Source organism: Pseudomonas sp. SWI7 (assembly GCF_006351945.1).
Classification (GTDB): Bacteria; Pseudomonadota; Gammaproteobacteria; order Pseudomonadales; family Pseudomonadaceae; genus Aquipseudomonas; species Aquipseudomonas fulva.
In genome coordinates this window covers 1418363-1439726 of the sequence record NZ_CP040930.1, presented here as the reverse complement: position 1 = coordinate 1439726, position 21364 = coordinate 1418363, and the positions used below count along the sequence as shown (strand labels likewise).

The 21364-nt window shown below is 64.5% G+C and carries 16 protein-coding genes and 1 riboswitch; of the genes, 8 read left to right on the top strand and 8 right to left on the bottom strand.

Annotation, left to right across the window (positions count from 1 at the left end):
* Positions 1-80: 80 nt before the first annotated feature.
* Together FH041_RS06405 and aldA are read left to right on the top strand one after the other, a co-directional pair.
* Positions 81-2249 carry a PQQ-dependent dehydrogenase, methanol/ethanol family gene (locus tag FH041_RS06405; RefSeq protein ID WP_059184021.1) on the top strand — a complete coding sequence of 723 codons (2169 nt, stop codon included), beginning with the start codon at positions 81-83 and terminating at the stop codon, positions 2247-2249.
* A 7-nt stretch (positions 2250-2256) separates the two neighbouring features.
* Complete coding sequence (gene aldA, locus FH041_RS06400; RefSeq protein WP_088523660.1) at positions 2257-3690, top strand: aldehyde dehydrogenase; 1434 nt, start codon at positions 2257-2259, stop codon at positions 3688-3690.
* Between the two features lie 43 nt (positions 3691-3733).
* Here the strand turns inward: aldA and FH041_RS06395 are convergent, their stop codons facing one another.
* The 3 genes from FH041_RS06395 to FH041_RS06385 all read right to left on the bottom strand — a co-directional run bounded on the left by FH041_RS06395 (position 3734) and on the right by FH041_RS06385 (position 8746).
* Positions 3734-5650, bottom strand: a complete 1917-nt coding sequence (locus FH041_RS06395; protein ID WP_088523654.1) for a sigma-54-dependent Fis family transcriptional regulator — start codon at positions 5648-5650, stop codon at positions 3734-3736.
* An 84-nt stretch (positions 5651-5734) separates the two neighbouring features.
* A complete protein-coding gene (locus tag FH041_RS06390) occupies positions 5735-7255 on the bottom strand; it encodes an FAD-dependent oxidoreductase (RefSeq protein ID WP_088523653.1) in 1521 nt (506 codons plus the stop codon).
* A gap of 162 nt (positions 7256-7417) precedes the next feature.
* Entirely contained in the window at positions 7418-8746 is a 1329-nt protein-coding gene (locus tag FH041_RS06385) for an MFS transporter (RefSeq protein WP_027915625.1), read from the bottom strand.
* Between the two features lie 161 nt (positions 8747-8907).
* Between FH041_RS06385 and FH041_RS06380 the strand changes: the two genes are divergently transcribed.
* Both FH041_RS06380 and FH041_RS06375 read left to right on the top strand, forming a co-directional pair.
* Positions 8908-10005 (top strand): sugar diacid recognition domain-containing protein, encoded by a 1098-nt coding sequence (locus FH041_RS06380; RefSeq protein WP_028687509.1) that lies wholly within the window; start codon positions 8908-8910, stop codon positions 10003-10005.
* A 132-nt stretch (positions 10006-10137) separates the two neighbouring features.
* Positions 10138-11277: a glycerate kinase gene (locus tag FH041_RS06375; protein WP_028687510.1), complete on the top strand. Its 1140-nt coding sequence runs from the start codon at positions 10138-10140 to the stop codon at positions 11275-11277.
* A gap of 18 nt (positions 11278-11295) precedes the next feature.
* Here the strand turns inward: FH041_RS06375 and FH041_RS06370 are convergent, their stop codons facing one another.
* Positions 11296-12282, bottom strand: a complete 987-nt coding sequence (locus tag FH041_RS06370) for a site-specific integrase (RefSeq protein WP_140174275.1) — start codon at positions 12280-12282, stop codon at positions 11296-11298.
* Positions 12283-12344: 62 nt separating this feature from the next.
* A complete protein-coding gene (locus FH041_RS06365) occupies positions 12345-14432 on the bottom strand; it encodes a bifunctional diguanylate cyclase/phosphodiesterase (RefSeq protein WP_028687511.1) in 2088 nt (695 codons plus the stop codon).
* Positions 14433-14566: 134 nt separating this feature from the next.
* Positions 14567-14683, top strand: a riboswitch (TPP riboswitch).
* Positions 14684-14765: 82 nt separating this feature from the next.
* On the opposite strand from FH041_RS06365, the gene FH041_RS06360 reads away from it, so the two are divergent.
* The 3 genes from FH041_RS06360 (at position 14766) to codA (ending at position 17453) form a co-directional block, all read left to right on the top strand.
* Positions 14766-15413, top strand: a complete 648-nt coding sequence (locus FH041_RS06360; RefSeq protein WP_140174274.1) for a TenA family protein — start codon at positions 14766-14768, stop codon at positions 15411-15413.
* Positions 15410-16072 (top strand): thiaminase II, encoded by a 663-nt coding sequence (gene tenA, locus FH041_RS06355; protein ID WP_049695966.1) that lies wholly within the window; start codon positions 15410-15412, stop codon positions 16070-16072. Before FH041_RS06360 ends, tenA begins: the two co-directional genes overlap by 4 nt.
* A 139-nt stretch (positions 16073-16211) precedes the next feature.
* Positions 16212-17453, top strand: coding sequence for a cytosine deaminase (gene codA / locus FH041_RS06350; RefSeq protein ID WP_140174273.1), 1242 nt, complete (start codon positions 16212-16214; stop codon positions 17451-17453).
* Positions 17454-17464: 11 nt separating this feature from the next.
* On the opposite strand, the gene FH041_RS06345 is transcribed toward codA, so the two are convergent.
* From FH041_RS06345 to FH041_RS06335, 3 genes are all read right to left on the bottom strand, one after another.
* The gene (locus FH041_RS06345; protein WP_140174272.1) at positions 17465-18412 is read right to left on the bottom strand and encodes an ornithine cyclodeaminase family protein; all 948 of its coding nucleotides are present in this window, start codon (positions 18410-18412) and stop codon (positions 17465-17467) included.
* Positions 18409-19404: a threonine/serine dehydratase gene (locus tag FH041_RS06340; protein ID WP_033695114.1), complete on the bottom strand. Its 996-nt coding sequence runs from the start codon at positions 19402-19404 to the stop codon at positions 18409-18411. Before FH041_RS06340 ends, FH041_RS06345 begins: the two co-directional genes overlap by 4 nt.
* Positions 19405-19506: 102 nt before the next feature.
* On the bottom strand, positions 19507-20112 hold the full coding sequence (locus FH041_RS06335) for a transcriptional regulator (protein ID WP_028687516.1): 606 nt from the start codon (positions 20110-20112) through the stop codon (positions 19507-19509).
* A 257-nt stretch (positions 20113-20369) separates the two neighbouring features.
* On the opposite strand from FH041_RS06335, the gene FH041_RS06330 reads away from it, so the two are divergent.
* Entirely contained in the window at positions 20370-21359 is a 990-nt protein-coding gene (locus FH041_RS06330; RefSeq protein ID WP_140174271.1) for a DNA-binding protein, read from the top strand.
* Positions 21360-21364 lie beyond the last annotated feature (5 nt).

The window sequence follows — 21364 nt, the reverse complement described above, 5'->3', positions numbered from 1 at the left end:
CGGCCGTTTGGCACAGCCGTTGCTCTTGTTTGGACTGACGCTCGTCGCAGCGTCGCCATAACAAGAACGGAGAACAGTGCATGAATCGATCAGGCCCCCAACGCCTTGCACGCGGCTGCTTGGCCCTGGCTCTCAGCTGGACACCCCTGGCCTTCGCCGCCGGTGTCGATGGGCAACGCATCATTGATGCGGACAAAGAGCCCGGCAACTGGATGAGCCATGGCCGCACGTACGACGAGCAACGCTTCAGCCCCCTCAAGACTATCGACCAGAGCAACGTGGGCCAGCTGGGGCTGGCGTGGAGCTACAAGCTCGACCTGGACCGCGGCGTGGAGGCGACCCCCATCGTGGTCGATGGGGTGATGTACACCACGGGGCCGTTCTCGGTGGTGTACGCGCTGGATGCGCGCAACGGCCAGCTGCTGTGGAAGTACGATCCGCAGTCCGACCGCAACCGTGCCGGCGAAGCCTGCTGCGATGCGGTCAACAGGGGCGTGGCGGTGTGGCAGGGCAAGGTCTATGTGGGTGTGCTGGACGGTCGCCTGGAGGCCATCGATGCCAAGACCGGCAAGCGGGTCTGGTCGGTCGATACCCGCGCCGATACCAAGCGCAGCTACACCATCACCGGTGCGCCGCGGGTGGTCAACGGCAAGGTGGTGATTGGCAATGGCGGCGCCGAATTCGGCGTACGTGGCTACGTCACCGCCTACGATGCCGAGACCGGGCGCCAGGCATGGCGGTTCTACACCGTACCGGGCGATCCGAAGCTGCCGCCTGAGGATAAAGCCATGCAGATCGCCAGCAAGACCTGGCACGGGGATGCCTATGTCGAGTGGGGCGGCGGCGGCACCGCCTGGGATTCCTTTGCCTACGATCCGCAGCTGAACCTGCTGTACATCGGCGTGGGCAACGGCGCGATGTGGGACCCCAAATGGCGCAGCCAGGCCAAGGGCGACAACTTGTTCCTGTCCTCGATCGTGGCGGTGAACGCCGATACCGGCGAGTACGCCTGGCACTACCAGACCACGCCCGGCGACGCCTGGGACTTCACGGCCACCCAGCACATGATCCTGGCCGAGCTGCCCATCGACGGCAAGCCGCGCAAGGTGCTGATGCAAGCGCCCAAGAATGGCTTCTTCTACGTGCTGGACCGGGAAACCGGCGAGTTGCTGTCGGCCAAGAACATCGTGCCGGTGAACTGGGCCAAAGGCATCGACATGAAGACCGGCCGGCCCATCGTCGACGACGAGGCAGCGGCCTACTGGAAGGACGGCAAGCGCAAGCTGGTGACTCCGGCGTTCTGGGGGGCACACGACTGGCACCCGATGTCGTACAACCCGCAGACGGGGCTGGTGTACATCCCGGCCCACATCATGTCGGCCTACTATGAGCACGTGCCAGAAGCGCCCAAGCGCAACCCGTTCAAGAGCGTCTACCAGTTGGGGCTGCGTACCGGCATGATGCCCGAAGGCGCCGAAGGGCTGCTGGACATGGCCAAGACCTGGTCAGGCAAACTGATTGCCTGGGACCCGGTAAAGCAGGCGCCTGCCTGGGAAGTGCCGTACATCACGATCTTCAATGGTGGCACCTTGAGCACGGCCGGCAACCTGGTGTTCGAAGGCAGCGCCGACGGCCGGGTCATTGCTTATGCCGCCGAAACCGGCAAGAAGCTGTGGGAAGCGCCTGCGGCCAGCGGCGTGATGGCCGCACCGATCACCTATGCCGTCGACGGCGAGCAATACGTCACGTTCATGGCTGGCTGGGGCGGCGCATTTTCCACGTTCGCTGGCGCACTCTCTTTGCGTGCAGGCGTGCAGCCCTATGCACAGGTGCTGACCTACAAGCTGGGCGGCACGGCCAAGCTGCGCGAGCCGGCCCCGCCTGCCGATGCGCCCAAGCCGCCACCTTTGACCGCCAATGCCGAGACGGTCGCTGCAGGCGCTGCGCTGTACGACGGCAACTGCTCCCAGTGCCATGGCATCCATGCTGTCAGCGGCGGGGTCCTGCCCGACCTGCGCAAGCTGGGCGCCGACAAGCACCAGATGTTCCTCGGGATTCTCTACGGCGGCAGGGTGCCCGATGGCATGCCCTCGTTTGCCGACAACCTCAACCCTGAGCAAGTCGAGCAGGTCCATCAATACCTGATCAAGCGTGCTCACGATTTGCAGGAGGAAGGCGAGGTCTGGAAGCGGTTCAGCGCCCGTCCGGCAACCCCTTCATCGCTGGCTGACAATGCCCCACAGGAGTGAAATGCCCATGAACGATTCGGTCTACCAGAACTTCATCGACAACCGGTTCGAACCCGGTGAAGCCCTGCTCGAGGTTCATAACCCGGCCAATGGCCAGTTGCTCGGTCGCGTGCCGGAGTCTTCGCAGGCCCAGGTCGACCAGGCCGTGAGCGCGGCACGCCGGGCTCAGCGCGCCTGGGCAGCCCGGCCTGCGCAGGAACGCGCAGGCTACCTGCGCGCCATCGCGAACCGGATACGGGCCAATGCCGATCAGCTGGCCCGGACCATCACCCTGGAAGGCGGCAAGGTGCCGGCCCTGGCCCAGGTGGAAGTCGGCTTCACGGCCGATTACCTGGACTACATGGCCGAATGGGCGCGACGCCTGGAAGGCGAGGTGTTGACCAGCGACCGTCAGGCCGAACACGTGTTTCTCATGCGCAAGCCCGTGGGCGTGGTGGCAGGCATCCTGCCGTGGAACTTCCCCTTTTTCCTGATCGCCCGCAAGATGGCGCCGGCGCTCATTACCGGCAACACCATCGTGGTCAAGCCGAGTGAGGAAACCCCGATCAACTGCTACGCGTTCGCCCGCCTGGTGGCCGAGACCGGCCTGCCACCCGGGGTGTTCAACGTGGTCGGCGGCACAGGCGCCGCCGTGGGCCACGGCCTGTCCAGTCACCCGGGCGTGGACATGGTCAGTTTCACCGGCAGCGTGGCGACCGGTGCGCGGATCATGGCAGCGGCGGCGCCGAACATCACCAAGCTGAACCTGGAGCTGGGCGGCAAGGCGCCTGCCATCGTGTTGGCCGATGCCGACCTGGACCTGGCAGTCAACGCGATCGTCGCCTCGCGGGTGATCAACACCGGGCAGGTGTGCAACTGCGCAGAGCGTGTTTATGTGGCGCGCCAGGTGGCCGATCGGTTCATCGATCAGGTGGCCCAGGCGATGGCCGCCACACGCTATGGCGACCCATCGACGCAGCAGGACCTGCACATGGGACCGTTGATCAACCGGGCCGGCCTGGACAAGGTGGCGCAGATGGTGCGCACTGCCCAGACCCAAGGCGCGCAGGTGGTCACGGGCGGGCAGGTGGCTGACCTTGGCAGCGGTTTTCACTATCAGCCCACCGTGCTGGCAGGCTGCACGGCCGACATGGAGATCATGCGCAAGGAAATCTTCGGGCCGGTGTTGCCAATTCAGGTGGTGGAGGACCTGGACGAAGCCATTGCCTTGGCCAACGACAGCGAGTACGGGCTGACCTCGTCACTCTACACCCGCGATCTGAACGCCGCGCTCAAGGCGTGCCGGGAAATCGACTTCGGCGAGACCTACATCAACCGCGAAAACTTCGAGGCCATGCAAGGCTTCCACGCCGGGGCCCGCAAGTCGGGCATTGGTGGGGCGGACGGTAAGCACGGGCTCTACGAGTACACGCGCACGCAGGTGGTCTACATCCAGGGTTGAAGCCCAGCCGTGGCCAGTGCCCCGGCGTGGCGGGGCACTGGGCTCAGTTGCCCTGGCGATTCGGTTGCACGATGCCGTGGCGCTTGATCTTGCGGTACAGCGTGGACCGCGAGATGCCAGCGGCCTGGGCGGCGGCACTCATGTTCCACTGGTTGCGCCGCAACAGCGCCAGCAGGTGGTCGGCCTCGGCCTCTTCCACCTGCTGCCCAAGGCGCGGCGCTGCGCAGATCGTCCTGCCTGGTTCGACCTGCGCTTGCTGCAACTCGGCGGGCAGGTCGGCCAGCTCGATGCACCCGTCTTCGGCCAGGGCAGCGCCCTGGCGCAGGGCATTGAGCAGTTGGCGAATATTGCCCGGCCAAGGATAGGCCAGCAGCGCGGCGCGTGCTTGGGCCGAGAGGTGCAGCCCCGGCGCCAAACGTGCTAGAACACCCTCGATCACCTGCGCCCGATCACTGCGTTCGCGCAGCGCCGGCAGGGTGATACGCATGCCGCAGAGTCGGTAGTAGAGGTCCTCTCGGAACTGGTGGGTGGCGATACTGGCAACCAGGTCCTGATGCGTCGCCGATATCACCTGAATATCCAGCCTTACCGGCGTGGTCGCCCCCAGCGCAACCAGCTCCCGTTCCGCCAGTACCCGTAGCAGGCGGGTTTGCAGATCGGCAGGCATGTCGCCTATTTCATCGAGAAACAGCGTGCCGCCATTGGCCTGTTCCAGCTTGCCTTTCATGCCCTTGCGGTCTGCCCCGGTGAAGCTGCCGGCCCGGTAGCCGAATAGCTCGCTTTCGATCAGCGCTTCTGGAATGGCGGCGCAATTGAGCGCCACGAAAGGCCGGGCGCTTCGGGCGCTTGCCTGGTGCAGGGCGCGAGCGAACGCTTCCTTGCCCGTGCCGGTTTCACCGCTGAGCAGCAGCGCGATGTCCTTGTCCAGCACCTTGCGCAGGCGCGTCACGGCGTGCTGAAGCTGGGGGTCGCCGCCTGCCAGTTGGTCGAGTGTCGGATGCGCGTTGGCAGATGCCGCCGGTGCGGCCGGGGCACAAGCGCGATAAGCGCGCGGCACTCGCAGGCCCACCTCAAGGCCCTTGACCTGGCTGGCATCGTACAATTGCGCGCCCCGAGCACCGCCCTGGGTCAGGGCCAGCAGCTGGTCGATATCGGCGCTTAACACATGCTCGATGCGCAGCCCGAGCAGGGCATGGGGGTTGTTGCTGAATGCGGCCCGGTTGGCACCGACGATACGGCCACCCTCGTCGAGTGCCAGCAGTTGCTCGGCTACCAGGTCCGCATCGCCGTCGCAGGGCTTGACCGCGAGGGTCAGGCAGTCGCGGTAACGCTGGCGAAAGTGTGCGTTTTCGATCAGGCGGGCGTACAGCGTCACCAACTGCAGGGTCAGGTGCTGGGCCTGCTTGGGACCATCGTCATACAAGCAGGTCGCGTTCAGGCAACCGAGCAGGTGGTTGTGGCTGTCGAAGATCGGTGAGACCGAGCAACTGAGCCGGGCATTGCTGGCCAGGAAATGTTCCTGACGGTGAATGGTCAGTGCCTGTTGCGAGGCCAGCGCGGTGCCTATCCCGTTCGTGCCGGCGATGGACTCGTCCCAGCGCGCCCCCACCACCAGCCCGGAACCTGTGAAGCGCCCGGTGTCGGCAGGTAGGCGAGCATCAAGCGTGACCCCTGCCGCATCGCTGAGCAAGACGGCGAAACCTGCATCCGCTACCCGCCGGGCCAAACCACTCACGCCTTGGCTGGCGAGGGTCAGGTAGGCTTGGTGTTGGGCTTGCAGCTGGCGGATTTCGGCGGCGCTGAGGATGTTGTCCGTTGGGTGCACGCTCGGGTCCAGGCGGTGCTGGGTGACGCTGCGGTACCAGGATTCGGCGATCACCGTTTCCGGGACCAAGCCGCGGTGGCCGAAGTGACTGTCGACGAAGGCCGCCAGTTCCGAGGCAGGATTATGAGCGGGCATGGGCGCTCCACAGTTATTGTTATCGAAGGTGAAGATAACCATAGCTGATGGCGCGCTACCAGCCCGGGCGCAGGGCAAGCCTTGTCAGTGGATCAGTTCGAGTGCCTCGGCGGTGGTGAGCGGGCGCTTCATGCGTTGCGACAACTGCATCATGGCTGAGGCGTAACCCTTGGCGACCACGGCCTGCACCTGATCCTCCAGGCATTGCAGTGCAATGAAATCACCGCTCTCCGGCGTGCCAACGAAGGTGATGGCGTCCCACTGTCGGGCGTGGCCCAGCACTTCGAACCGCTGCCCATGGTGATAGGTCCAGAAAAACGGCACGTCGGCGTAGCGGCGTTGCTCGCCCAGCATGTTTGCTGCCGCGATGACGCCGTGCTGCTGCGCCAGCCGCCAGTGCTCAATGCGCACCGGTTGGCCGGCGAGGGGGAAGGTGGCCATGTCACCCACAGCCCACAAGCCTTCGGTCACCTGCATTTCACCGTTGACCGGCACGGAAAGGTCATCGGCCAGCGCTACGCCATTGAGAAAAGCCGTGGCCGGAGCTACCCCCGTTCCCAGCAGCACCACCTGGCAGTGCACTCGCTCGCCGCTGCCGAGCATGACCGCTTCGACCTGACCATCGCCTTCGATCGCCGTCACCTGGGTCGGGCCATGGAACGTGACGCCCTTGCGCGCGTGCAAGGCACGGATCGCCCGCCCGATACGCTCGCCCAGTTGCTTGGCCAGCGGAACTTCATGCCGTCCAATCACGTGGACCTTGGCACCGTATTCGCTTAACGCCGAGGCTGCTTCCAGGCCGATGAAACTGTCGCCCACGATCACAACCGGTTTGCCCGGTTCCACGGCATCGAGCAGTTGCGCAGCGTCCGCGCGCGAACGCAAGGTGAAGACCCCAGGCAGGTCGCGCCCCGGGATATCCGGGCGCTGCGCCTTGGCGCCCGTAGCGAGCAAACAGGCGTCATAGTCGATGCGTTGGCCGTCGGCCAGCAGGAGCTGGCGTTTCTGGGCATTGAGTGAACGGACCTTGGCGTGCCGACGCTCCAGTTGACCGATGCGCAGATCATCAGGCTCCAGCAGCATCGGCACCTCATCCGGGGCCATTTGGCCTGCGAGCACGAATTTGCTCAGGGCCGTGCGGTCGTAGGCCGGCTGGCGCTCCTGGTCGATCCACACCAGGCGGCCATTGAAGCCATGGCGGAGCAAGGTGACCACAGCGGCGCTGCCTGCCGCACCGGCTCCCAGCACCACGAAACACCGCGCATCGCTGTGCCGGGGCGGGCGCGCCCTGGGCAAAGGGCGGTCGTCCACCCACACCTGGTCATCCTTGACCCAGGCCTTGTAGCGGCGCAGGTCGGTCAGGGCAGGGGGCTCGCACACGGCGCCCTCGTCCACGGCGAACGCGGCCTTGTGCCAGGGGCAGATCAGCAAGCCGCCGCAGACGCGGCCCTCGTCCAGCGGCGCTCCTGCATGAGGACAGTTACCCTGAAAAGCACGAACCTGATCACCCTGACGCACGATGATCAGCTCTTCGTTACCGGCTTCCACGCGCAAAGGGGTGTGTTCATCGAGGTCGGCCAGCCGGGCCACGGCGTATTCGGTCATGGTGAATTCTCCAAAGGGGGCCTCTGGAACGGTTCGACGCCGATTTACCCGAACGGGCTGCGTCGAGCTGACGACTGGAGTGCTGTACAGGGAACAAGATGATCAGCCTTCCTTGCACGGGTCTGGATGACCCAATGCAAGGAAGCGCTGTTGACGCGACCGTCAGTCGGCTATGGCAGGCGCCGGCAGACGAGTACGGGTGGCGCGCAGGGCCACCAGGCTACCCAGCACGATCAACGCCGCCAGGGCGTAGAGGGCAGCGTCGGTCGAGCCGGTCTGGTCCTTGATGAACCCGACCAGGTAAGGGCTGAGAAAGCCCGCCATCTGGCCCACCGAGTTGATCAGGGCCAGGCCTGCCACGGCCGCACCTGCGCTAAGCAACGCCGTGGGCATCGGCCAGAACATGGGTAGGCCAGTGAGGGCGCCCATGGTGGCGATGGACAGGCCAAGGATGGCGATCGCCGGGGTGGCCGCGAAATTCACGGCCATCAGCAGGCCCACGGCGCCCATCAGCATTGGCACTACCAAGTGCCAGCGGCGCTCGTTGCGAAGGTCCGCCGAGCGCCCGCACAGGATCATGAAGACTCCGGCCAGCAAGTAGGGAATGGCGCTCAGCCAGCCAATGAGCAAGGGGTTGTCGAAGCCCATGTTCTTGATGATCGAGGGCAGCCAGAAGTTGATGGCGTACACACCGCTCTGGATGCAGAAGTAGATGAAGCCGAAGGTCCAGATCAGTGGGTTGGCCAGCACGGCCAGGACGCTGTCGCCGGTGGTAGGCGGCTTGCTGTCGGCATCGGCCTGCAGGTCGGCGGCAATCAGCCGGCGCTGCTCATCGCTCAGCCAGGTCGCCTTCTGATAGCCATCGCTGAGCAGGAACACCGCCAGCACGCCGAGCGCAACGGTTGGCAGCCCTTGAATCAGGAACATCCATTGCCAGCCGGCAAGGCCATGTTGCCCGGCGGCGAAGTGTTCGAGGATCCAGCCGGAAAACGGGCTGCCCAACAGACCCGAGACCGGGATCGCGGACATGAACAACGCCATGATGCGGCCACGTCGCGCACCGGGGAACCAGCGCGAAAGGTACAGCACCACACCCGGGAAGAAGCCTGCCTCGGCGGCGCCTGTGAGCAGGCGCAGGGCATAGAACTCGGTGGGGGTCGTCACGAACAGCAAGCAGGTGGACAAGCTGCCCCAGGCAATCATCATCAAGGCGATCCAGCGCCGTGGGCCGAAGCGGTTGAGCGCCAGGTTGCTGGGAAGGCCGCACAGGACATAGCCGATGAAGAAGATGCCGGCGCCGAGGCCGTAGACGGTTTCGCTGAATTTGAGCGCGTCGAGCATCTGCAGCTTGGCGAAGCCGACATTGACGCGGTCGAGGTAGTTGAACAGGTAGCAGATGAAAATGAACGGAATCAGCCGCAGGGTGATGCGCCGGTACAGCGCATTGCGGGTGGTGTCCGTGCCTTGGTCAGGGGCGGGGCTGTGTGCCATGATCGGGTTCTCTGTTGTTATGGTTGTCACCGCGTCGCCTGTTCCGGCGCTCGCTTGAACGAGTCTCGGGGACGGCGGCGTGGCTGTCTTTGTGCTTTTGCACAAGCCATGGGCCTTGCTGCTGTGCCCGAGCCCAACCGCACGCCCTCAAGGACCGTTGAATGTTCGAACTCGACCACGACCTGGCACAGGATATCGTAGACCGTGCCATGGCGATTCTGCCCTGCAACGTCAACGTCATGGACAGCCACGGCCTGATCCTGGGCAGCGGCGAACCAGAGCGCGTCAACACGCGGCACGAAGGCGCCCAGTTGGTGCTTGCCAATGGCCGCATCGTGGAGCTTGACCAGGAAGCGGCACGCTGCCTCAAGGGCGTGCAGCCGGGGGTGAACCTGCCCCTGATGCTCGACGACCGGCTGATGGGCGTGCTGGGCTTGACGGGTGATCCGCAGCAGGTTCGGGTGTATGCCGAGCTGGTGCGCATGACCGCCGAAATGCTGCTGGCCCAGCGTCACCTGCAGGCTGACCAGCAGTGGCGCAAACAGCGCTGCGACGATTTGCTGGCCCTGCTGCTGGGCGGAACCGGCGACGCCTCGCGGCTGCTGGACGAAGCGCGCCAGTTGGGGCTCAAGCCGCAACTACCGCGCATTCCCTGTCTGTTCGAGCTGGCCAGTGGGCCCGACGCCGAGGCGCTGGCAAGCTGGCTGATGAGCCGTTACCCGGACAGTTGGTGCGTCAGCCCAGCGCGCCACTCGCTGCTGTGGTGTCGCCCGGCAGGCGTGGCGCTGGAGGCTGCACGGCTGGTCGAGCGCATAGAGCGGCACGGTTGGGCAGTTGAGCGCTTGGCCATGGGTACTGCCGCGCAGGGCCTTGAGCAGCTGCGCCGCGGCTACCGGCGTGTGCGCGACCTGCTGGCCTATGGGCGTGAGGTGGTGCCCCAGGAACGGCTGCTGAGCTTGCAGCGCTACCGCCTGCCAGCCTTGCTCTGGCGCCATCGCAACGATGAGGCGCTTGACGAACTGCTCGAGCCGTTGCTGCGCATCCAGGCCCGCGACAGCAGCGGGCAATTGCTGGCCACGCTGCGCGCCTGGTGCGCCCACGATGGTCAGAGCCAGGCCTGTGCCGAGGCGCTGGGTATTCACCGCAACAGCCTGCGTTACAGGCTTGAACGTATCGCCGAGCTGGGCGAGGTGGACCCGATGCGCCTGGAAGGCCTGCTTAGTTTGTACCTGGGGCTGCAATTGCTGCCTACCCGATAGCGCGCACTGGCTGGGCAGGGCCGCCGGGCGCTGGCATCTGCCCAAACAATCTGTCGGGCGGTTTGTGCATTTGACCGACGCCGCCTTGCTGGTCAGCTGTCAGCATGCCGCTACCCGGACAGGAGAATCATCATGAAGATCGTCATCGCGCCTGACTCGTTCAAGGACAGCCTCGAGGCGGCCGACGTGGCGCGCGCCATCGCCGCTGGCCTGGCCAAAGCGTTGCCCGACGCCCAGTTGATCGAGTGCCCCATGGCCGACGGTGGCGAAGGCACGATGCAGGCCATTCTCGCCGCCAGCGACGGCGAGCTGCGCCGGCTTACCGTGCGCGGCCCGTTGGGCACGGCTGTTGAGGCAGGCTGGGGCTGGCTGCCCCAGAGCCGCACCGCAATCATCGAAATGGCCCAGGCCAGTGGCCTGCAACAGGTGCCCACCGGGCAGCGCGACGCTTGCCGCAGTTGCACCTGGGGCACCGGCGAGCTGGTTGCCGCGGCGCTCGACGCTGGCGCGCAGCGCGTGGTGCTGGCGATCGGCGGCAGTGCCACCAACGATGCTGGCAGTGGCATGCTGCGCGCCTTGGGCCTGCGTTTGCTGGATGCAGACGATCAACCACTGGCCGAGGGTGGCCTGGCCCTGGGTGACCTGGCGCGGCTCGATGCCAGCCAGCTGGACCCGCGTCTGGCGCACGTGCAGTTCGAAGTGGCGGCCGATGTCGACAACCCGTTGTGCGGCCCACAAGGCGCATCGGCCATATTCGGGCCGCAGAAGGGTGCCAGCGCGCAGCAGGTTCAGGCCTTGGACCAGGCGCTCGGTCACTTCGCCGACCACTGCGCCCGCTTGCTGGGCCAGGATGTGCGCGATTACCCAGGTTGCGGCGCCGCCGGAGGCATGGGCTTTGCGGCCAAGGCCTTCATGGGTGCCCAGTTCCGAGCCGGTGTGGAAGTGGTGGCCGAACTGGCGGGCCTGCAAGCTCATGTCAGGGACGCGGACCTGGTGGTGACCGGGGAAGGCCGCTTCGATGCCCAGACCCTGCGCGGCAAGACGCCGATGGGGGTGGCCCGGGTCGCCAAGCGTCATGGCGTGCCGGTGATCGTGCTGGCGGGCATGCTCGGCGAGGGCTACCAGCAGCTGTATGCTCATGGCGTAGATGCCGCCTTTGCGCTAGTGGATGGGCCCATGACCTTGGACCAGGCGTGCCGCGACACCGCCCGCTTGCTTCAAGCCCGCGCCTGCGACATCGGTCGGCTGTGGGCCTGCCTCAAGCGCGTCTGAGCCAATAAAGGGCGCAGCTCAGGGTGCCAGCACCGGCAGGGGTGTGCTGGGCAACAGGGCCAGGTCACCGAAGCGTTGCGTCGAATCGATGTAACGCAGCGCGGACTTGGCATCCTTCCAGCCCACGTAGCTCATGAGCGACTTGAGCTCCCAGCCATTGGCGCTGGCCCAGGTGGCAAAGCCGCGACGCAGTGAATGACCGGTATACAGCGCTGCTGGCACTTGGGCGCGGGTCAACATGCGCCGCAGCAGGCCCACCAGGCTGTTGCTGTTGAGCGGTTGGTCACCGAGGTTGCCCCAGCGGTCGAGCTTGCGGAACACGGGGCCGTGGGCGATGCCGGCTACCTGCACCCATTGCAGGTAGGCCGTTACCGGGCACAGTGCCTTGAGGGCAGGGGTGCGATGCTGTACGCCCAGTGCCTCGCGGTCGCCTTTACTGCGCGGCACGAACAGCGTGATACCCACGCCCGCTTCGGCCTGGATGCGTTCGACCCGCAAGCGTGCCAGTTCATCGCCGCGAAAGCCACGCCAGAACCCTATCAGCAGCAATGCCGTGTCGCGCCGGGCGCGGCGCAGGCCGGCCACATCGTGGCTTGCCTGTGCTTGGCGGGCCTCTTGCTCGAAGCAGGTCACGGCCGTTTGCAAATGTTGCAGCAACAAGGGTGCTGCCTGCCTGGGCGGGGTGGGATGAAGCGTGCGGATGCCCCGCAGTACCTGGCGCACCACCGGCGCTTTGGTGGGGTCGGGGAAACCTTGGCTGATGTGCCACTGGCTGAGGGCCGCCAGGCGCTGGCGCAGGGTGCTGACCGCATGCTGCTGGGCGTGGTCGGCCAGGTATCGGGCGATGCTTTCGGCGGTGGCCGGTAGAAAACCGCCCCATTGGGTTTCGAAATGATCCACTGCCGCCTGGTAGCTGCGGCGGGTGTTGTCACGCGTGGCGGCGCGCAGGTAGCGCTCGATATCGGTCATGGTGCGGGCGTCGGCGGGTGGGTGCAGTGGTACCACCTTAACCCCTGAGGCCTGTTGGCACCAAGGGTTAGCCAGGGGCTTGCATTCAGTGCCTGGCTTCAGTGCAACGCGGCGAGGGGCTGCGCCTCACCTCTGAAGGGCGCGTAGTCACGCAGTTGCGCGGCGGACAGGGGCCGACTGAAATGATAGCCTTGGGCAACATCGCACCCCGCCAGGCGCAAGCACACGACCTGCTCGCGGGTCTCCACGCCCTCGGCCACCACCACCAGCCCCAGGCGCTTGGCCAGGATGATGGTGGAGGCCACGATGGGGCTGTCGTCCGGACTGTTGGAGAGCGAGGCGATCAGGGATCGATCAATCTTCAGCTTGCTCAGGGGCAGTGCATGCAGATGGGCAAAGCCTGCATAGCCCCGGCCGAAGTCGTCCAGGCTGATCCCGATGCCTGCCTGGCGCAGGCGATGCAAATGCTCGATTGCCGGGCCCTCTGGGTCGAGGATGGTGGTTTCGGTGATCTCCAGTTCCAGGTGCTCGGGCGCAATGCCGTGGTCGCTCAGGTGACTGAGCAGACGCGCGGCGAAGTCAGGCTGAAGCAGCTGCAGGGCAGATACGTTGACGGCCAGACGGACCAGTCGACCTTCCATCTGCCAGGCCGACAAGGCCTCGCAGGCAAGGCGCAGCACTTCCCAGCCCAGCTCGACGATAAAGCCGCTGCGTTCGGCCAGGGCGATGAAACGGTCGGGGTAGAGCAGGCCGAACTCCGGATGCTGCCAACGCACAAGCGCTTCATAGCCTGCGACCTGGTGGTCATCGAGATCGATCTGCGCTTGGTAATGCAGGACGAATTGCCTGCCTGCCAGTGCCGTGCCAAAAGCTTGCTCCAGGGTAAATGCCTGGATGTCGGCCACGTTCAGGGAGGGGTCGAAGTAGCGGTACTGCGCGCGGCCTGCCTGTTTGGCCGAATACATGGCCGCGTCGGCGCTGCGCACCAGGCTGTCGATGTCCTGGCCATCGCGCGGGCAGATACTGACCCCGATACTGGGACTGGTATTGACCTCCTGGCCATCCAGGGCATAGGTGGCCGACAGCCTGCGCACGAGTTCGCGTACCCAGGCATCGATCTGCTCCTCGCTGCGCTCGCCTGCGAGCAGCACGACAAACTCATCGCCACCAAAGCGCGAGGCTTCATCGCCGGGTTCGAGCAAGCGCTGGATGCGGCCGGCCACGGCCTGCAACAGCAGGTCACCGACCTTGTGGCCTAGCGAATCGTTGATGGACTTGAAGCGGTCCATGTCGATGAAAAGGATGGCCATCAGTTGCCGCCTGCCACGCTGATGGATCAGCGCAGCACCTGCCACTTCGACGAATTGACGACGGTTGTGCAGGCCGCTGAGATGATCGGTGGCGGCGGCATGGCTGCTGCGCCGGTGTGCATCCTCCAGGCGCCCGATCAGCTGCTGGTTGATGTGCTGGGCTTGCTCCAGCGCCGTGAAGGCGTCCTGACGCTTGCGCAGCAGGCGCAGGGTCCAAGCCAGGCTGGCCAGGATCATCAGCGTCATGCCAAGGGTCAGCCAGAACTGCCGGGCATAGGCCGCGTCGACGGCCCCGGTGATCTCGTTCTCGCGCTGGCCGATGATGAGGGTAAAGCCATGCTCGGGCCGGCGCCTGAAGACGCTCTGGTAAGCGTCACCCTCCAAATACTGGGTCAGCGCGCCCGCAGGGGGGCCATCGATTGGCAGTGGCGGCTGTAAGGCAGCAGTGATCGGCACCAAGCCGCGATTGCCGATGCGCAGGCTTTCCGTGCCGTCGGCCTGCCACACACTCACGCGGGTCGAGTCGCCCAACTCCACCTCTTGCAGCAATTGCGTCAAGGGCTGGGCGGCGAGGTGCACTGCAACCAACGTGCTGCATGCTTTGGACTGCTCAGGTGAGGGCATGAGGAACGGGGAGGCGGTCGCACACGCTGCGCCGTCGGTAGCTGCTTGGGCACGGTCGAGCAATTGGCTGACGCTCTCGGCAAGCAGGTTGGCCAGCCGCTGATGTTCGCTGCCACGGTTGATCAGGGCGTCCTGCCGAGCAGTGGATTTCTGCGCAACATGCACCCCCCACAGAAAGGCCAACGAGGCAGCGCACAGCAGCAGGATCAGCAGCCTGAGCAGGCTCGCCGACGAGAGTGAACGTCGTGTCAATTGCAGTGTTTCCCGGCCTTGGATGAGGCCCGGACACTACGACAGCAACATGACAGGACCATGACTAATGGCAAATAGCCTGTAGCGATGCCTGCACGAAGGATGACAGCCGCGGGTCTAGTCGGGTATACCTTGCCGCTACCAAGGGGAGCCCGATAACGGGCTGAGAAACCGCTGAGCCTGGTGCAGCGCGGTGACCCTTCGAACCTGATCCGGATAATGCCGGCGAAGGGATGGGGTGCAATTCCACCTGCCTTTCTGCCGGTCTCAAGGCGAGACCCCATTCATGACGATTGTCCAGGTCTCGCTGCCACCTCCACCAAGGACAGCGCCATGACCGAAGGTTTCACCCAGACCCTGCGCCGCCAGAGCGAGGCGACATGGGCCGCCGCCACGGGCCATCGTTTCGTGACTCAACTGTGTGACGGCAGCCTGCCTGACCCGATCATGATCGACTACCTGGTCCAGGATCATCGCTTTCTGGACAGCTTCCTGATGCTGCTGGGCGCCGCCATTGCCAGTGCCGACACCTTCGAGGCGCGCCTGCGCCTGGGGCGATTCGCGGGCATGATCAGCAGCGAGGAGAACACCTACTTTCTGCGGGCGTTCCAGGCGCTGGGTGTCAGCCTGGCGCAGCGTGAAGCGCCGATGGACACGGTGCCCACGGCGGCCTTCAAGGCCATCATGCGCGAAGCGGCCGCCACCCGCTCGTATGCCGCAGCGCTGGCAGTGCTGAACGTCGCCGAAGGCCTTTACCTGGACTGGGCGCTGCGCGCGCCCAAGCCCCTGCCGCCGCGCTTCATCCACGCCGAATGGATTACCCTGCACGACAATGCGGATTTCCAGGCTTTCGTGGCGTTCCTGCACGCCGAACTGGATCGCGTCGGCCCTCTGCAGGCCGCCGTGGCGCAAGACTTTCACCAGCGCACCTTGGCGTTGGAGCTGGCCTTCTTCGACGCCATCTACCCGGAGGCTCAATGAACATGGACATTTTCGATCGGCTCAAGCAGGCCGCTGCACCGCAGTGGCACAGTTACGTGGACCATGCATTCGTGCAGCAGATGGGCGATGGTACGTTGAGTGAAGCCGCATTTCGGGCCTATCTGGTGCAGGACTATCTCTTCCTCATTCAGTTTGCCCGCGCCTGGGCGCTGGCGGCTTACAAAAGCAGGCGGCCCGCCGATATCCGTGCCGCTCAGGCGGGGCTCGCAGCGATTCTCGACGAAACCGACCTGCACGTGCGTTTGTGCGCACGCTGGGGCCTGAGCCAGGCTGACATCGAGGCCGCCCCCGAGCATCCGGCCACCGTGGCCTACACGCGGTATGTACTGGACTGCGGTGCTGCTGGCGACTTGCTGGAGCTGCACGTGGCGCTGGCGCCCTGTGTAATCGGCTACGCCGAGATCGGGCAGTCCCTGGCCGCACGTATCGGCAACCTGGCCGAGCACCCCTATCGCGAGTGGATCGGCGAATACGCCGGTGCCGGCTACCAGGCCGTCGCAGCAGCTGCACGCACCCATCTGGATTCATTGGCGGCCCGCAGCATGACGGATCAGCGGTTTGCCGAACTGGCCGCGATCTTTGCCCAAGCTTCGCGGCTCGAGGCCGACTTCTGGCAGATGGGTCTGGACATGGCGTGACGGGGCAGCCCCATGCCTGGATCGCCACTGGCTCCGTGCGCCATTGGCTGGCAAGCTGTGGTGCACAAGGGCTGGGTGCGGATGAACGCCGCGACTGGCCCGCAGCGCTCGAATACGATCCAGGACGAGGAAGGACAGCATGAACATCATCAATGCACGGCTGCGTGGCAAGCCTGGCCTGTTTCGCATCGAGCTGGCGGGCCAGCGTATTGGCGCGATCACCGCGCAGGACGCGGGCGTGCTGCCCGTGGCCGGCGCTGACCTGGATGCCGGCCAGAACCTGGTGGTACCACCCTTCGTCGAGCCCCACATCCACCTCGACGCGACCCTGACGGCCGGGCAGCCTGAGTGGAACATGAGTGGCACGTTGTTCGAGGGGATCGAGCGCTGGGCCCAGCGCAAGCAGAGCACCACCCATGAAGACATCAAGACCCGGGCCAAGACCACCCTAAACATGCTGGTCGATCATGGAATCCAGCATGTGCGCACGCATGTGGACGTTACCGAGCCCGGCCTGGTGGCACTCAAGGCCATGGTCGAGGTCCGCGATGAAGTGCGTGATCACGTGGACCTTCAGATCGTTGCCTTTCCTCAGGAGGGTATTGAATCCTACCCTGATGGCCGCGCATTGATGACCGAGGCGGTGGCCATCGGCGCCGATGTGGTTGGCGGCATTCCCCATTTCGAGAACACCCGTGAGCAGGGTGTGTCGTCGATCCAGTTCCTGATGGATTTGGCAGAACGCACCGGCTGCCTGGTGGACGTGCACTGCGACGAGACCGACGACCCGCAGTCGCGATTCCTGGAGGTACTGGCCGAACATGCTCGGGTCCGGCAGATGGGGGTAAGGGTGACTGCCAGCCACACCGTGGCCATGGGTTCGTACGACAATGCCTACTGCTCGAAGCTGTTTCGGCTGCTGAAGCTGTCAGGCATCAACTTCGTGTCATGCCCCACGGAGAGTATTCATCTGCAGGGGCGCTTTGACACCTATCCGAAGCGTCGCGGGGTCACCCGCGTAGCCGAACTCGACCGCGCGGGCATGAACGTGTGCTTCGGCCAGGACTCGATCGTCGATCCGTGGTACCCCTTGGGTAACGGCAATATCCTGCGGGTACTGGAGGCGGGCCTGCACATTTGTCACATGCTGGGCTATCAGGACCTGCAGCGCTGCCTGGACCTGATCACCGACAACAGTGCGCGCGCCTTGAACCTGGGTGAGGGCTATGGCATCGAGACCGGTCGCCCTGCGAACCTGCTGCTGCTCTCGGCTCCGGACGACTACGAGATGGTGCGCAGCCAGGGCCACGCGCTGGTGTCGGTGCGCAATGGAAAGGTACTGATGCGGCGCCGGCCTGCGCAGGTACAGCGCGAATTTTGAACCCGGCGCTTTCAGGCGCCGATGGCCGCCAGCACACAATCGGCGATCTGCGCATCCTGGATGGCGACGCCGGTCAGGTCGGCCAACGTGATCTGGTCATCAGACTCCCGGCCATGGGCTCGGCTTGCCAGCAGCGTTCCAAGTTCGACCAGTTGGCTAGCTGTGATCAGGCCTTTTGCGATCGCATGGGACACTTCGCCGTACTGGGTGCACTGAGTGACGGAGTCGACGACCACGCGGTCGGCCCTGGCGACCAGCGCAGGGTCCAGCTCTTGCTTGCCAGGCCCGTCCGCACCCACAGCGGTAATGTGAGTGCCTGGTTGTATCCAGTGCGCCTGCAACAGCGGCTGGCGCGAAGGGGTGGTGCAAACGATGAGATTGGCAAGGCCGGCCAGTTCTGCGGCATCCAGTGTACTGCGCACGGTAAAGCCAAGTCCTCGCGCCATCGCGATGTAAGCGCCTAGTGCCTCGGCGTGACGCCCCCAGACGATCACCTGGCGGCAGCCGGTGACGCTGCGCAACTGCGCCAATTGCATCCTGGCCTGCATGCCTGTGCCCAGTATGCCGATGGCCTTGACCTGAGACGGCGCGAGCAGCCGTGCCGCGATCCGCCCCGCCAGTGCTGTGCGCATCGCCGTGAGCCAGCCTTGGTCCTGGAGCAGGGCCAGCGGCTGGCCGGTGTGGGCCGAAAAGACCATCATCAGCCCGTCGTTGCTCGGCAAGCCGTTGGACGGGTTGTCGTAAAAGCCGGTGGACACTTTGACAGTGAACGTGGGGCTGCCGGCTTTGTAGGCTGACTTGATGCAGCAATCCCCGTTGGTTTCGGCGAAGGTGAATGCTTGTACGGGCGGCACCTGGACGTTGCCAGCGGAATAGGCGATAAAACCCTCTTCGATGGCCCTCAGTGCTCGCTCGGTGTCCAGGCTCGCCAGGATCTGGGGCTTGGCGATCAGCTTCATTTCACGGCCTCGAGGAAGGTATCCAAGGCGATGTTACGCCCACACAGCACCACGGCCACACGCTTGCCCTGGTATCGGTGCGCGCATTTTTTCATGGCGGCCACGGCGACAGCTGCCGCGCCTTCGATGATCCAGCGCTCGCTACTGGCGATGTCGCGCATGGCGGCGCGTATTTGCGCTTCGCTGACCAATACGGTGTCGGTGAGCAAGGCCTTGCACAGGGGCAGGGTGATGGCGCCGGGCTCGACACCGCCCGCCGTGCCGTCGGACAGCGTGGCGCTGGCAGGGACCTCGACGATCTTGCCGGCCTTGAGCGACTGCTCGAGGGCTGGATCATTCTCGGGCCAGCAGCCGATGATATCGACACCCGGTGCCAGGGTACGCAGGGCAGCGCCGATGCCGGCGATCATGCCGCCACCCCCCACCGCGACGAACACGGCGTCCAGGTCCGGCGCCTGCTCGAACAGCTCCATACCGATGGTGCCCTGGCCGGCGATCACCTGCAGATCGTTATAGGGCGATACGAAAGGCACACCCTTGGCCTGGGCTTGCCTGGCCGCTTCCAGTTCCGCGCTCAAGGGGTCGGTCGGCAGGCAGATCACTTCAGCGCCGAGGTTGCGCATGGCTTCGACTTTATAGGTGGACGCCGTCGTGGTGGTGTAGAGGGTCACCGGAACCCCGGCGGTCTTGCCGGCCAGGGCCAGCGCCTGGCCGTGGTTGCCGGACGAGGCGGCGATGACGCCGTGTTCACGTGCACTTTCTGGCAAAAGCCTGACTTTATTGCTGGCCCCGCGAAACTTGAAGGAACCTGTGGGTTGCAGGTGTTCGCACTTGAGCCATACGTCCACGCCAGTCGTTGCCGATAGAGGCTGGCTGCGCGTCAGCGGGGTTGTGCTCACGGCTGGCCGCAATGCGGCATGAGCATGCTTGATTGCCTCGAACAGAGCATCGAGGTCAGTTTCGCAAACGGTTGGCGTTGCAGGGTTGGACATGAGCTTCAGGCTCCGCATGGAATTTGCGTCTACGGTAGACCTGTTGTCTATAGTCTTGCAAACACTTCTTTTAGCGCGGAGCAGGCCTCGGCATCGAATTCGTCATGCCTTGAGCGCCTTCAGGTATTTGTAAACCGTCGCACGTCCCATGTTCAGCACATTGGCCACATAGTCCACGCCAGTTCGGCCTTCGAATGCGCCTTCGGCGTGCAAAGCCTGAACAAGACTGCGCTTGTCCTTCATCTGCAGTGTCTGCAGAGACAACGTGCGCGCCTTGAGCCAGGCATGCATGAAGGTATTGATGCGCTCCTGCCAGTCATCACGAAACAGCGCCTGGGGCTGCTCGACCAAGCGCCCCATCTGAAAGAACGCTTCCAACGCTTGGCGGGCGTTTTCAAGCACCGACAGGTCCAGGTTGATGCACAGCAAGTGCCGCGCGTCACCTTGCTCATCACGCAAGACCGTACTGATGGAGCGGACCTTCTGACCGTTCCAGTTCAACTTTTCATAAGGGCCCAGCTTGGCACCGCCGAGCAGGTCGCCCAGATCCTCGGCGATCGCCGAGTCATCACCCAAGCTTCGCTTGGAGATGTTGTTGGCGATATGCACCACCGTCTGGGTCTGCAGGTCATGGACGACGACTTCAGCGTGTGGATATAGCAGCAGGGCGATGCTTTCGGCGATGGCCTGGTAGTTCTCGAGCGACATGCGGGACCACTGTGCATTTTTAGGAAGCGCTTATGGTGGCCCTGGGAGCTTGCTTGCACAAGGCGCGTATGGCACGCGAGCCCACGGTGTACGCCAACCTGCGCTGATTACGCTCAAGATGGGTTGAAAATCGGTATCACATTCGATAAGCCGTGATTATTCCATGTTAGCTAGGTCTTGTGTTTCCGGCTAATAACTAAAAAAATCAGTATGTAATTACATAGTACATACAACATTACGAAATCGTAGGAGCGCGCATGGCACGTGGCGGGATCAACAAGGTGGTTGTGCAACAGGCCAGGCAGGCACTGATCGCAAGGGGGGAGAACCCCAGTATCGATGCCATCCGCATCGAGCTAGGCAACACGGGCTCGAAAACCACCATTCACCGCTACCTCAAGGAGCTCAACGGTCAGCAACCAATGCCCTCCGAGGGCGGCGCGCCAATCAGCGAGGTGCTAAGCCGCCTGGTAGGGCAGTTGGCGACGCAGCTGCAAGATGAAGCGGACGTGGTGATCGAGCGCGCTGAAAGCGTGTTCACCGAGCAGCGTGAAGCGCTCGAAGTGGCCTTGGCGACAGCCCAGCAAGCGCTTGCAGCGAGGGAACAACAGCACGACATCGATGCAGCCGCCTTGCGCGAGGAATCGGAGAAACTCAGCAGCACCCTCAGTACGTTGCAGGCTGAGCAGCTGCGCAGCGCCAGCCTCAACCAGTCCTTGGGGGAGGTGCAGGTGCGCCTTGCAGATAAGGATGAGCAGGTCAAATCCCTGGAAGACAAGCACCGGCACGCCCGCGATGCGCTTGAGCACTACCGCACGGCAAGCCGCGAGCAGCGCGAGCACGAGCAGCGTCGTCACGAGGCTCAACTGCAGCAGATGCAGGTCGAGGTACGGCAGTTACAGCAGGCCATGATCGTCAAGCAAGACGACCTCACTCGCCTGCACCGTGATAACGAGCGCCTGCTGGGCGAGAACCGCCAGGCGAGCAACGAACGGCGGGCTCAGGAGCAGCTGCTTGAGCAGCGCGACGCCCAGATCCAAGGCTTGCGCACGATGCTGGCGCAGGCCCAGGGGGGTAGCGACGAGCTACGCCGCCAACTGGATGTGCAGGCCAGAGTGCTGGAGGACAGTAGGGCGTCGTGTCGGGACCAGGCGCTCAAGCTTGAAGCGCTGGAGCGGGCGTTGGCCGAGAACCAAGCGTCGCTGCGCCTGTGTCAAGACCAGCTACGGGATGGCGAAGATAAATAAAACTT

Coding starts and splice junctions, on each gene's coding strand:
- FH041_RS06390 (WP_088523653.1), bottom strand. CDS start 7,255: ATGACCGAATACGCCGTGGCCCGGCTGGCCGACCTCGATGAACACACC.
- FH041_RS06375 (WP_028687510.1), top strand. CDS start 10,138: ATGAAGATCGTCATCGCGCCTGACTCGTTCAAGGACAGCCTCGAGGCG.
- FH041_RS06405 (WP_059184021.1), top strand. CDS start 81: ATGAATCGATCAGGCCCCCAACGCCTTGCACGCGGCTGCTTGGCCCTG.
- FH041_RS06345 (WP_140174272.1), bottom strand. CDS start 18,412: ATGAAGCTGATCGCCAAGCCCCAGATCCTGGCGAGCCTGGACACCGAG.
- FH041_RS06335 (WP_028687516.1), bottom strand. CDS start 20,112: ATGTCGCTCGAGAACTACCAGGCCATCGCCGAAAGCATCGCCCTGCTG.
- aldA (WP_088523660.1), top strand. CDS start 2,257: ATGAACGATTCGGTCTACCAGAACTTCATCGACAACCGGTTCGAACCC.
- FH041_RS06330 (WP_140174271.1), top strand. CDS start 20,370: ATGGCACGTGGCGGGATCAACAAGGTGGTTGTGCAACAGGCCAGGCAG.
- FH041_RS06360 (WP_140174274.1), top strand. CDS start 14,766: ATGACCGAAGGTTTCACCCAGACCCTGCGCCGCCAGAGCGAGGCGACA.
- FH041_RS06385 (WP_027915625.1), bottom strand. CDS start 8,746: ATGGCACACAGCCCCGCCCCTGACCAAGGCACGGACACCACCCGCAAT.
- FH041_RS06395 (WP_088523654.1), bottom strand. CDS start 5,650: ATGCCCGCTCATAATCCTGCCTCGGAACTGGCGGCCTTCGTCGACAGT.
- FH041_RS06380 (WP_028687509.1), top strand. CDS start 8,908: ATGTTCGAACTCGACCACGACCTGGCACAGGATATCGTAGACCGTGCC.
- FH041_RS06340 (WP_033695114.1), bottom strand. CDS start 19,404: ATGTCCAACCCTGCAACGCCAACCGTTTGCGAAACTGACCTCGATGCT.
- tenA (WP_049695966.1), top strand. CDS start 15,410: ATGAACATGGACATTTTCGATCGGCTCAAGCAGGCCGCTGCACCGCAG.
- codA (WP_140174273.1), top strand. CDS start 16,212: ATGAACATCATCAATGCACGGCTGCGTGGCAAGCCTGGCCTGTTTCGC.